Genomic DNA, 12,467 nt, shown 5'->3' with positions numbered 1-12,467 from the left:
TTGGATCTGGGCCTCTTTACAGATATCAGGATTATAATCGGCCTCAAAAGCCGAACGCATTCAGCCACTTGTCGTTCCAAGCCGCCACGTCGTTCAAGGCTTCGCCAAAATTGCTGTTGGTCAGCATTGCGGATGCCGTTTTCAACTCATCCGTATTGCTACCATCCGAACTGCTGATGATCTTCGCCGCCTCGATCACCGAGGAATGGGCCGCCTGAAATCCAGCCATAAGGGTCTTGCTGGTGCTGTTTCCATTCTTGTCTTCGATGTTCGAGATGATCTTGCCACCGTTTCCAAGTTTGAAGCCGATCACGAATTCGCCGTCACCGAACTTGGATCTGTTGTCCCGGATCAGGCGCTGAATGGCATTGGCGATCGCATTGTCATCGCTGATGCTGGGATTCTTCGCCTTTTCGGCTTTAACGAGCGAGGCAAATTTGTCCCCATCGTCATTGATGAGCTTCTTGATGACGTCGGTAACACCGGCATCGCTGGTTTTGAAGTTGCCCGAATCCAGGAAATCGAGCGCGCTCGAGACAATCCCGTCGTTGCTCTCCTTGACGTCGAGCAACGCGCTGTTGATTGTCGATGAGGCCTGGGTCTTTACGGCGCTCGTTTGACTGGAAACGCCGTTAGCGATGGCTGCGATAGTGTCGGCAGCCGATTTCCCGGCTTGCTGTTTGTTGGGAAGCAACGATGCGTTCGTCTGCTGCAGGATGAGCAGTGCCGCATTGTTGCCTGAAGAGATCGCGGTCATTTTCGTTCCTCTGGTACCGGAACTTCCTCCATCGGAATTCGCGGCACGGAAGAGCTTGGGGCATCATGCCTGAGCAACCTAGATACGAGACATTAGTTGTCACAACTTTGAATTTTGCGCGTTAACAAATCGCTTATTCCGCGTGCTAAATCCTGAATGCGACGTTTGCGAGCACAGGATAAAGTTGAAGCACCAAGCACGTCCTGCGATCATTCCTCGAACACGTTCACGGGGCTGAAGTGGAGGGGATGCCGTAGCGGCATCGCTAACCGCCTCCCGAGACGTCCGTTCGCGGTGGCGATCTCGGCAGTCACTGCCGCTGCAGATCGATGCGGCTCGTCACTACCGACCGGCCCGAGGCAAGGTCGCGATCGACGGTCTGCAGGCGAAGCCCGTTCTGGCCCACCTTTTCGATCATCATGATGGCGCTTCTGTCGCCATTGGTGACGCGCGCCCAGGTGACATTGAAGTTGAGAGCGTCGCCTTTCCTGCTGCCGACAAGCCTGGAAGGCTGGCCCGATGGTCCCGTGTAGTTGCCGGTGTAGCGTTGACCGGCCGCCTTCACATTTGCCGAGAAGCTTCTTGTAAGGACGGCGAGACCGCGACAATTGCCGTTCATCGCAACTGTCGTGGCGCTCGCGTCGGATTTCAGATTGCAGGACACGTTGACCTTCATGCCGCCGATCTTGGCCAGGACCATGCCGCTTCCGCGCCAGTCACCCTCCAGCGAATTGAGAAAATCCGCCTCGGAAGCGTTTGCGCCGGCGGCGAGACCGGTGAGCGAGAGCAATGCTGCGCATAGAAGAGGACGCATGGTAGCACCCAGGAGTTTTCCTCAGCCGACAACATTCAAGGCGGGAAATTGTTCCGCTGCGATCCGAAATTAACGTTCCTACTCATGCCAATGGTCGGCCACCCAGGGTGTCGGCAATATATAGTGGCGCAGGTAGCGGAAGGGCGCCTTGCCGTTGCGTTTGCTGGCATCGAAGACGCCCTTGATATGAGCGAGCCTCGTTTCGGCGCGGCCTTTCGGGCCGAATTTCCCGTCGATGGCGTTCTGCGGGTGGAAGCCGCGCGGGAAGAGGACCACGCGGGCGCTGGACGGCAGGCGGGGGGCGAGAAAATAGTTCAGCGGAAAGGCCCAGTGGCAGTCCTGCCGGAAATGCAGAACCCAGTTTCGTCGGAAGAATTTCACGCCGCCGGGCGCATTGCGGGTGACGAAACGCTGCTCGTACTGATACTCATCGGCCACTTTCTGCGGATCGGCCCTGAACTTTTCCTGCAGCGGCAGGAGCTTGCCGACCGGAAAGCGAAAGAGCGAGCTCTGGCCGAGCCTTTCGAAAGGCGTCGTCTGGTTGCGGGCCATGACGACGTCGTCAGGGCCTCCGACTTCGAAAAAGTCATCGAGGGAGGCGACGATAACAAGATCGAGGTCCAGATAGAGGACCGGCCCGCTCAGGCTTCCGAGCTTCGGTCCCCAAAGCCTCGCCTTCGGCCAGATGCCCCTCGTATTGACGGGCATTTCGACATCCAGAGGCGGCAGATCCTCACACAGGATGCCGGGGTGGAGATCGTCCCGGCAGTCGGTGAAGCATGTGAAGGTAAAGGGCGGCGTGATGTTGCGTGCCACCATCGCATAGAGCCGGTTGATGAAAGTCGGCCCGTATCTCGTACCCCAATTGATGCAGATTACCTGTTTAACGCCTCCGCTCGCAGCCAAAACATGCGCCATCATATCTCGCCATTTCCGTGCCCGGATCCGGAACCCTTCGCACCCGCGATGGAGCGGTTCACAGGCCTGCATCAGATCTTCAGTTGGGAATAACCTGGCGGAAATGCAATCCTGACATCCGAGAGCCCCGGCAAACTGCCGGATCGCAGCCTGTCAGATCTCTTTTCCTCCTTGTATTTTAAATTCGCCAGGGCCGGAAGCAGTTTAAGCCTCGACACAAAAGAAAGCCTGTCACCTGCGCTTTACCTGCTATCAGCAGGAGCATAAAAGAACTGCCGACATCACGCGTTGCAGCTGCCCTGCCAGCCGAGAGCAGTTTTCTCGCCACGGAGAAAGCTCCGAAAGGTTCATCATGTCCGCACCATCGACGCAATCCAACCGCACGCTCGTCGTTGCGACGATCATGCTCGCGACCTTCATGGTGGCGATCGAGGCCACGATCGTTGCGACCGCCATGCCGCGGATCGTCGGCCAGCTCGGCGGCTTCACCTATTACAGCTGGGTCTTTTCCGCCTTCCTGCTGGCGCAGTCGACGACCACGGTCATCTACGGCAAGCTCTCGGATATTTTCGGCCGCAAGCCGGTGCTGATCGGCGGCATCCTGGTTTTCCTCGTCGGTTCACTCTTCTGCGGGCTTGCCTGGTCGATGGCCTCGCTCATCGTGTTCCGTCTGGTGCAGGGCCTGGGGGCCGGCGCGATCCAGCCGGTGACGATGACCATCATCGGCGACCTGTTCAAGCTGGAGGAACGCGGCAAGGTGCAGGGCGTGATGGCGACCGTCTGGGCGACCTCGGCGGTCGTTGGGCCGCTTGCCGGCGGTATCATCGTCGACACCATCTCATGGGCCTGGATCTTCTGGATCAATCTGCCGATCGGCATCTTCTCGATCATCGCCTTCCTGCTCTTCCTGAAAGAGGACTTGGCGCACAAAAATGCCAGGATCGACTATCTCGGCGCCATCCTGTTTTCGATTTCCATCATCGCGCTCCTGACGATCCTGACGGAAACGAATGCGCCGGCCTGGATCCTCATCGCGCTGGCGATCGTCTTCGTCGTGACCGGCATTCTTTTCGTGCTGCAGGAAAGGCGCACGCCGGAGCCTATCATTTCCATCGCGCTCTGGAGCCGGCGGCTTGTCGCCACCAGCAACGCCTGCATGCTGCTTGCCGGCATGGCGCTGATCGGCCTTTCGACGATCCTGCCGATGTATGTGCAGGGCGTGCTCGGCCGCTCGCCCATCGTGGCCGGCTTCACGCTGACCATGCTCGTGGTCGGTTGGCCGCTGTCGGTGATGCTGTCCAGCCGCTTCTTCAGGGCATTCGGTATCCGCAATACGCTGCGGGTCGGCAGCTTCATGTTCCCCTTCGGCGCTTTCTTCCTCTTGTTCCTGTCGCCGGACAGCCATCCGGCCGTCGCCGGCGCCGGTTCCTTCTTCATGGGCTTCGGCATGGGGCTCATCAATCTCACCAGCATCGCGCTGGTGCAGGACAGCGTGGAATGGTCGATGCGCGGCAGTGCGACGGCCTCGATCATCTTTGCCCGCAGCCTCGGCAATACGCTCGGCGCCACCGTGCTCGGCGCCATCCTCAACGCCGGGATCAGTCACTATGCGACGGGGGATGTGGCAAACCGCCTGCATCATGTCCTGAACGAGCCGACCGGCCTTTCGGAGCTCGCCGGCGATGCGACGGTGCGCGGCATTTTCGATGCGGCGCTCCACTGGAGCTTCTGGGGCGTCGTCGTGGTAGCGGTGCTGACCTTTGCGACCACCTGGCTCATTCCGATCGGCCGCGGGGTGAAGAGCAAAGGTGCGGGAGGTGCGGCGAGCGAAGCCGCCTCGCATTAGAGATAATGCTGATCGGTTGGGATCGGTGGATGTGGTCCCCTCATCCGCCCTTCATGACGATAATTCAGACACTTTCCGTAGCCGCCTGCGGAATGGACTGCAGCAGCGTCTGGCGGGCCGAGCGAAGGTGGATGCGGCAGGCCGCCTCGATCCTTGCCTGATCGTGGGCTTCGAGCGCTGCGATATAATCGAGATGTTCGTGAATCGCGCGCTCGTTGCGTTGGCGGGCGGCCGTCTTGTTCCACTGATAGTGATAGTGGAAGATGATGGCGATCGCGTCGTAGAAGTCGGCGATGAAGCGGTTCTTCGAGGCGCGGTGGATCAAAAGGTGAAAGCGCTCGTCGAGGACAGAGAATTCCTTGAAGCGGTTGTTGATATCGGAAAGCATGGAGAGGTGATCTTCCTTGATAACAGCAAGATCGGCCCATGCCTGATGCTCGGCAGGCAGCCTGCCGAATTCGGCAGCCGAATGCAGCTCGAACATTTCGCGCACATCGGCAAGTTCCAGCGCGAATTCGCGGGTAAAGCCCTTCAGCGTCCAATGGCTGTTCGGCCGCTTTTCGATCAGCCCGAAGCGCGAGAAGCGGATCAGGAATTCGCGCACGCTCGTCGTGCCCGTGCCGATCTCGCGGGCAAGCTCCAGCTCGTTGATCTGCATGCCGGGGGCTGCTTCATCCGAAAGAATGCGCTGCATGAAGCTGCGCTCGATGATGTCGTGCAGTGAATCGGTCTCTTCCGTGGGAAAAAAGTCGCGGTCAACAGGCTGGCGCAACACGATCTTCTGGCGCTTGTTCCAGCGGATGATGCCCTCATCGCTGAGGCGGGTCAGGATGGCGCGTGCCGTGCTGCGGCTGACGCCGAGCTGGGCGGCAATCTCCGGCTCGGAGGGCAGCGCGGTATCGGTGCGCAACGCTGCCGCATATCGATTATAGGCTTCCTTGAAGACCGTATTCTGCCTTGCCATCAGACCCTGCTTTCCGCCCAAGCGATACGGCGATGATCCCCGCTGCCAACAACGGGTACAGCCGGACCAGGAGCCTCTTCAGGCGACCTTTATCTTGTTTTTCGGTCGCCTGCGGCCGTTTGCCTCCCTCGTCCACAGGATCAATATTCCCGTTGACTTGAAAATGTTTATTGTAGATAAAAAACAAAATCAATGCGCATTCGTCGATGTAACGGGCGCAGAAGCGAACGTTTCGTCAGGGAGATGAAATTGGACAGACAGAATTGGATCATCCTGTCGGCCGGAGACAATGTCGCGGTCGCGACGGCTCCGATTGCTGAAGGATCTGATGTTGCCGGCGTCACGACACGGCAGAAGATCGACCCCGGCCACAAGATCGCCCTTACCGATATTCCGCAGGGCATGCCGGTCGTAAAATACGGCCAGGCGATCGGCCGCACCACGGCAGATGTGAAAGCCGGCGACCATGTTCACAGCCATAATCTGCATTTCGAAAACGACCGCCTTGCTGCAACCGCCAACTCGGCGCCAGAAGAAGCGAGCGCTGAAGACAGGGCGCGGACCTTCATGGGTTATCGCCGTGCCGACGGGCGGGCGGCGACGCGCAACTATATCGGCATCATCGCCAGCGTGAACTGTTCCACCACGGTCTGTCGGGCGATTGCCGACGAGGCCAACCGCACCATTCTGCCGCATTATGACGGGATCGATGGCTTCGTGCCGATCGTTCACGACCAGGGCTGCGGCATGAGCTCGACCGGCGACGGCATGAACGTGCTGCACCGCACACTTGCCGGCTATACGCGCCATGTGAATTTCGGCGGCGTGCTGATGATCGGCCTCGGCTGCGAGGTCAATCAGCTCACCCTTTACGGCCAGAGTGGCGCGGGTGCCTCCAAGCGGCATTTCAACATCCAGGACGCGGGTGGTTCGCGCCGCGCGGTCGAGCGCGCCATGGGCGTGCTGCGCGAAATCGCCGCCGATGTCGGCCGCGAAAAGCGCGTGCCGATGTCCGTCAGCGAGATCATCATCGGGCTGCAGTGCGGCGGCTCCGACGGTTTTTCGGGCATTACCGCCAATCCGGCGCTCGGTGTCGCGGCCGACCTCTTGGCGGCTGCCGGCGGCACGGCAATCCTTTCGGAAACCTCCGAGATCTATGGTGCGGAGCATCTGCTGCGCAGCCGCGCGGTCAGCGAAGAGGTCGCCAAGAAGCTCGATGAGAAGATCGCCTGGTGGGAAGACTATGTCGCCCTGCATGGCGCTTCGCTCGACAACAATCCGTCTCCGGGCAACAAGCGCGGCGGGCTGACGACCATTCTCGAAAAGTCGCTCGGCGCCGTCGCCAAGGGCGGCCGCTCGCCGCTGACCGCCGTCTATGGTTATGCCGAGCGCGTTACGGCCCCCGGCCTCGTCTTCATGGATACGCCCGGCTATGACCCGGTTTCAGCCACCGGCCAGGTTGCCGGCGGCGCGAACATGATTGCGTTCACGACCGGCCGCGGAAGCTGCTTCGGCTGTCGCCCCGCACCCTCGCTGAAGCTCGCCAGCAATTCGGCGCTTTATACCTCGATGGAAGAGGATATGGACATCGATTGCGGCACGATCGTTACGGGTGACGCGACGATCAGCGGCAAGGGTCGCGAGATCTTCGACCTGATCGTCGATACGGCCTCGGGCAAGAAGACGAAAAGTGAGATTTTCGGCTACGGCGACAACGAATTCGTCCCGTGGCATCTCGGCGCCACGCTCTAAATAAAACATTGGGTCTTCACGAGGAGGAATGATGAAGACGAGGAGAATTGGCAAGACGGCGCTCGAGGTGACCGAAATCAGCTTCGGCGCCGCAGCCCTCGGCGGCCTTTATCGTGCCTGCCCGCGTGAGCAGGCGATGGAAACGCTGGAAACCGCATGGGACCACGGCATCCGCTATTTCGATGTAGCGCCGTGGTATGGCCTCGGGCTTGCCGAACGACGCGTCGGCGATTTCCTGCGGGACAAGCCGGAACACGAATATGTTCTCTCCACCAAGGTCGGCCGTCTGTTGCGCCCGGTGCCGACAGGCACCGTTCCCGACTACAGCTATGTCGATCCGCTCTCCTTCGATGCCGATTACGACTATTCCTATGACGGCATCATGCGATCGGTGGAATTCAGCTATGCGCGCCTCGGCCTGAACCGCATCGATATCCTCTTCGTTCATGACATCGGCGCCTATACGCATGGTGCGGCCAAGAATGCCGTGCATCTGAAAAATTTCCTCGATAGCGGCATCAAGGCGCTGGAACAGCTGAAATCCTCGGGCGCGATCAAGGCTTTCGGCCTCGGCGTCAACGAGGTGCCTGTCTGCCTCGACGTGATGCGCAACGCCGATATCGACACAATCCTGATGGCCGGCCGCTATACGCTGCTCGACCGGTCTGCCGTTGCCGAACTGATCCCGCTCTGCCGGCAGAAGGGTACTTCTTTCGTCGTCGGCGGCGTCTTCAATTCCGGCATCCTCGCAACCGGCCCGGTGCCGGGCTCGCATTTCGATTATATGCCGGCAACCGAGGAAGTACTCGCCAAGGTGGGCGCAATGGAAGAGGTGGCCAAGCGCCACGGCGTGCCGCTTGCCGCCCCTGCCCTGCAGTTTCCGCTGCACGACCCCGTTGTCTCCTCGGTGCTGATCGGTACGGCGAAGCCTTCGAGCCTCGTTCGCAACATGGAGAACTTCGAACCGCAGCTTCCCGCCGACATCTATCCCGAATTCGAACCCTATACGCTGGTTGCCGCGCCGCTCGGCGACGAAGCCGTGCGGGTCTGAGGAGACACTATGCTTAAAGGTATTCATCCGCTTCTCGGCCCCGATCTGCTCTATGCACTGAAGAGCATGGGGCATGGCGACGATATCGTCATTGCCGACGCCAATTTCCCGGCAAGCAGCATGGGACCAGACGTCATCCGGGCCGATGGCGTCAGCGCGACTGCCATGGCCGAGGCGATCCTCACCCATATGCCGCTCGATACGTTCGTGCCGCAATCGGCATGGCGGATGGAAGTGGTCGGCGATCCCAAGGCCGTGCCGGAGGTTTGCGCCGAATTCCAGGAGATCGTCACCCGGCGTGCCGGTAATTTCTCCATCGCATCGGTGGAACGCTTCGCCTTTTACGAGATGGCACGGAAGGCCGCCTACATCGTCGCAACCACAGAGTTCCGGCTCTATGGCAACCTGATTTTGAAGAAGGGTGTCGTGCATCCGCACGAAGTGCAATTCGACTGAGGATCTTATTTTAGGTCCTTATGTATTTTAAACGAAAACAACTGCTTGGGAGGCAATTTAGCGGCTAAAAAAGCGAAATAGGCACACTTGCAATTTGCCTGCGCCTCAGCTAGCTTCTCACTGTAAATGTTTTTTATCGATAAAAAATCGTCCGCCTGCGTTCAGCGGTCCGGTTTCATTGGAGGAGAACGCACCCTGAGAGGAGAACCCTTATGAGTATCGTGAAATCCATTCTGTCTCGCCGCGCCTTTACGGCACTTGCGGGCGCTGCCGTCATCGCCACGGCAATGCCGGCCGCATCCTTTGCCGCCGAGGTGACGATCCCGATCATCGTCAAGGACACGACGTCCTTCTACTGGCAGATCGTTCTGGCAGGCGCCCGCAAGGCCGGCAAGGATCTCGGCGTCAACGTGCCGGAGCTTGGCGCCCAGGCTGAATCCGACATCAACGGCCAGATCAGCATTCTCGAGAACGCCGTTGCCGGCAAGCCGGCCGCTGTCGTCATCTCGCCGACCGAGTTCAAGGCACTCGGCAAGCCGATCGATGAAGCCGCCAAGTCGGTTCCGATCATCGGCATCGACTCCGGCGCCGACTCCAAGGCATTCAAGTCGTTTCTGACGACCGACAACGTCCAGGGCGGCCGCATCGCTGCCGACGGTCTTGCCGCCGCCATCAAGGAAGCGACCGGCAAGGAAGAAGGCGAAGTCGTCATCCTGACCAACCTTCCCGGCGTCGGCTCCCTGGAACAGCGCCGCGAAGGCTTCCTGGATCAGATCAAGACCAAGCATCCCGGCCTGAAGGTGATCGCCGACAAGTATGGCGACGGCCAGGCAACGACCGGCCTCAACATGATGACCGACCTGATCACGGCAAACCCGAACCTCGTCGGCGTCTTCGCCTCGAACCTCATCATGGCGCAGGGTGTGGGCCAGGCGATCGCCGAAAACAAGCTCGGCGACAAGATCATGGTCATCGGCTTCGACAGCGACGACAAGACGGTCGGCTTCCTCAAGGACGGCGCGATTGCCGGCCTCGTCGTTCAGGACCCCTATCGCATGGGTTATGACGGCATCAAGACCGCTCTTGCCGTGTCCAAGGGCGAGAAGGTTCCGGAAAATGTCGATACGGGCGCAAACCTCGTCACCAAGGCGAATATGGCCGATCCGAAGATCGACGCGCTGCTGAATCCGAAGATCAAGTAAAACGGCAGGTGGCCGCGGCGGCTTCAAAAACCGGCGCGGCCCTTTTCATCCATGGTATTGTTCACCGGGGATGGAGCAGACGTGACAAGAGGAGGAGAGGTCCATGGTCGGACTGGAAGAGGTCAGTCATCGCCACGATGACAGCACGACGCTGAAAGAAGCCAATCGAATTCCCACCGGATCGCCCATCCTCGAACTGAAAGGCCTGCAGAAGAATTATGGTCACGTGCAGGCGCTGAAGCCCGCGACCATGACCTTCCTTGCCGGCGAAATCCACGCCATCGTCGGTGAAAACGGCGCCGGCAAATCCACTCTCATCAAATTGCTCACCGGCGTCATCACACGCACGGCCGGCGAGGTGCTGTGGTGCGGCCATCCGGTGGGACTGTCGACGCCGAACGAGGCAATCGCGCGCGGCATCAACGCCGTCCATCAGGAAGTCGTGCTCTGCCGGCACCTGACGGTGGCCGCCAATCTCTTCCTCGGCGACGAGGTCAATCGCTTCGGCATCATGCGCAAGAAGCAGATGGAGAAGATGGCGCAGTCCGTTCTCGACGATCTCGGCTTCGGCCTGCCGGCCGGTGCGCTTCTGAGCTCGCTGACGATCGGTCAGCAGCAGCTCGTCGCCACCGCGCGCGCGGCCATGCGCGGCACGCAGTTCCTGATCTTCGACGAGCCGACCGCCTATCTCACCCGCCAGGAATCCGCACAGCTGTTCAAGCTGATCCGCCGCCTGCAGGGCGAGGGCGTCACCATCGTCTATATCAGCCACCGCATGGAGGAAGTCTTCGAGCTTGCCGACCGTGTCTCGGTGCTGCGTGACGGCACGCATGTCGGCACGCGCCTCATCGGCGAGACCAACGAGGCCGAGCTGATCGCGCTGATGATCAATCGCTCGATCGAGCAGATCTATCATAAGGAAGAGATTCCGATCGGCGAGACGATCCTCGACGTCAGGGGTCTTACCGGCCCGGGCTTCGAAGACGTGTCGCTCAGCGTCAAGGCAGGACAGATCGTCGGGCTCTATGGCCTGATCGGCGCCGGACGCAGCGAATTTGCGCTCGGGCTCTACGGACGCCAGCCGACAAGCGCGGGCGAAATCCACTGGATGGGCAAGCGCGTCGACATCAGGAACGAACGAACCGCGATGGAGCTCGGCATTGCGCTGGCGCCCGAAAGCCGGCGCGACCAGGGGCTCTGCCTCAACCTGCCGATCGGCCTCAACATCAACCTGCCGGTCTTCGGACGCCTCAGCAACGGCCCGGTCATCAATCACACACGCGAATCGGCCAATGCCGACAAGCAGATCCGCGATCTCAGCATCAAGACGCCGAGCCGGCGTGTCCCGGCCTCCAGCATGTCGGGCGGCAACCAGCAGAAGATCGTCATCGGCAAGTGGCTGAGCCACGGCGCCCGGCTGTTCATTTTCGACGAGCCGACCGTCGGCGTCGACGTCGGCACCAAGGCGGAAATCTACCGGCTGTTCGCCAAGCTGCTGAAGGAGGGAGCAGGCATTATCCTGATCTCCTCCTACCTGCCCGAGGTCTACGAACTGGCCGACCGGCTGCACGTCTTCCGCAGCGGCAAGCTCGTTGCAAGCCATGATTTCCACGCGGCGACGCATGAAGAAGTGCTCAGCGAAGCGATCGGCGTCTGAGCCAGAAGAATAAGAGGGAGAAAATTCATGACTGTCACCCCCACCGAAATCGTCGCGCCGCCGCCGCGCCGGAAGATGAACATCCTGTTCGGCCTGACGCTGATCGGGCTGCTGATCTTCCTCTGGGTCGTGCTCGGCTTCTCGACAGCCAGCTTCTGGACGCCGCTCAACATCTCCAACCTGCTGCGCCAAGGCGCGATGACGGCGATCCTGGCGCTCGGCCAGACCTTCGTCATCATCACCGCCGGCATCGACCTTTCGGTCGGCGCCATCGTCGGCTTCTGTACCGTCATCATCGCCTGGCTTCTGCAGGCGGGCGTCCCGCTCTGGGCGGCGATCCTGCTGACGCTGGCAATCGGTGTCGCGATCGGCTCTTTCCATGGCTTCGGCATCGTGCATATGGGCCTGCCGCCCTTCATCATCACGCTGGCGACGCTGACATCGCTGCGCGGCATCGGCCTGCTGATCACCAACGGCTCGACGATCAGCATCACCGATGAGAGTTTCAGCAATTTCGCCCGAGCGGATTTCCTTGGCGTTCCAAGCCTGTTCTGGATGGTCATCCTGGTAGCGATCCCCTCCTTCGTCTTCCTGCATCTGAGCCGCTGGGGCCGCTATCTCTTCGCGGTCGGTTCGAATGCGGAGGCCGCGCGCCTTTCCGGCGTCAACGTCAAGGGCATGATCTACCTCGCCTATATCCTCTCGGCTTCGTTTGCGGCCTTCGTCGGCGTGCTGCTCGCCTCGCGTATCGCCATCGGCAACGCCACACAGGCAGACGGCTGGGAACTGCAGGCGATCGCTTCCTCCGTCATTGGCGGCACGTCGCTCTTCGGAGCCGTCGGCTCCGTGCATGGTCCGCTGATCGGCGCCTTCATTCTGGCGACCATCAACAACGGCGCAAACCTCCTGAACGTCAACTCGTTCTGGCAGCGCATCATCACCGGCCTGCTGATCATCGTGATCGTCTATTTCGATCAGCTTCGCCGGCGCCGGGCGGGCTAAGCGAGATACAAAACGAAGCCGGCCCAAGGGCCGGCTTTCTTCATGTCA

General features: G+C 60.3%; 11 protein-coding genes. 7 read left to right on the top strand and 4 right to left on the bottom strand.

The window, feature by feature from the left end:
* Nucleotides 1–43: 43 nt before the first annotated feature.
* The 3 genes from KQ933_RS00660 to KQ933_RS00650 form a co-directional block, all read right to left on the bottom strand.
* Entirely contained in the window at nt 44–757 is a 714-nt protein-coding gene (locus KQ933_RS00660; RefSeq protein WP_216756916.1) for a hypothetical protein, read from the bottom strand.
* 310 nt (nt 758–1,067) lie between these two features.
* Nucleotides 1,068–1,571 carry a hypothetical protein gene (locus KQ933_RS00655; RefSeq protein ID WP_216756915.1) on the bottom strand — a complete coding sequence of 168 codons (504 nt, stop codon included), beginning with the start codon at nt 1,569–1,571 and terminating at the stop codon, nt 1,068–1,070.
* Nucleotides 1,572–1,649: 78 nt separating this feature from the next.
* The gene (locus KQ933_RS00650) at nt 1,650–2,492 is read right to left on the bottom strand and encodes a glycosyl transferase (protein ID WP_216756914.1); all 843 of its coding nucleotides are present in this window, start codon (nt 2,490–2,492) and stop codon (nt 1,650–1,652) included.
* 349 nt (nt 2,493–2,841) lie between these two features.
* On the opposite strand from KQ933_RS00650, the gene KQ933_RS00645 reads away from it, so the two are divergent.
* Nucleotides 2,842–4,335 (top strand): MDR family MFS transporter, encoded by a 1,494-nt coding sequence (locus tag KQ933_RS00645; protein WP_216756913.1) that lies wholly within the window; start codon nt 2,842–2,844, stop codon nt 4,333–4,335.
* Nucleotides 4,336–4,399: 64 nt separating this feature from the next.
* On the opposite strand, the gene KQ933_RS00640 is transcribed toward KQ933_RS00645, so the two are convergent.
* The gene (locus tag KQ933_RS00640) at nt 4,400–5,299 is read right to left on the bottom strand and encodes a GntR family transcriptional regulator (RefSeq protein ID WP_216756912.1); all 900 of its coding nucleotides are present in this window, start codon (nt 5,297–5,299) and stop codon (nt 4,400–4,402) included.
* 249 nt (nt 5,300–5,548) lie between these two features.
* Here KQ933_RS00640 and KQ933_RS00635 point away from each other — a divergent pair, with 249 nt between their 5' ends.
* The 6 genes from KQ933_RS00635 (at nt 5,549) to KQ933_RS00610 (ending at nt 12,419) form a co-directional block, all read left to right on the top strand.
* On the top strand, nt 5,549–7,051 hold the full coding sequence (locus KQ933_RS00635) for a UxaA family hydrolase (RefSeq protein ID WP_216756911.1): 1,503 nt from the start codon (nt 5,549–5,551) through the stop codon (nt 7,049–7,051).
* Between the two features lie 31 nt (nt 7,052–7,082).
* Complete coding sequence (locus KQ933_RS00630; RefSeq protein WP_216756910.1) at nt 7,083–8,102, top strand: aldo/keto reductase; 1,020 nt, start codon at nt 7,083–7,085, stop codon at nt 8,100–8,102.
* A gap of 9 nt (nt 8,103–8,111) precedes the next feature.
* Nucleotides 8,112–8,558, top strand: coding sequence for an RbsD/FucU family protein (locus KQ933_RS00625; RefSeq protein WP_192728272.1), 447 nt, complete (start codon nt 8,112–8,114; stop codon nt 8,556–8,558).
* 212 nt (nt 8,559–8,770) lie between these two features.
* Complete coding sequence (locus KQ933_RS00620) at nt 8,771–9,760, top strand: ABC transporter substrate-binding protein (protein WP_216756909.1); 990 nt, start codon at nt 8,771–8,773, stop codon at nt 9,758–9,760.
* Between the two features lie 103 nt (nt 9,761–9,863).
* Complete coding sequence (locus KQ933_RS00615; protein WP_216756908.1) at nt 9,864–11,417, top strand: sugar ABC transporter ATP-binding protein; 1,554 nt, start codon at nt 9,864–9,866, stop codon at nt 11,415–11,417.
* 27 nt (nt 11,418–11,444) lie between these two features.
* Nucleotides 11,445–12,419, top strand: a complete 975-nt coding sequence (locus KQ933_RS00610; RefSeq protein WP_216756907.1) for an ABC transporter permease — start codon at nt 11,445–11,447, stop codon at nt 12,417–12,419.
* The last annotated feature ends 48 nt before the right edge of the window (nt 12,420–12,467 follow it).

Source organism: Rhizobium sp. WYJ-E13, from assembly GCF_018987265.1.
GTDB lineage: Bacteria > Pseudomonadota > Alphaproteobacteria > Rhizobiales > Rhizobiaceae > Rhizobium.
This window is presented reverse-complemented; position numbering and strand designations above follow the sequence as displayed.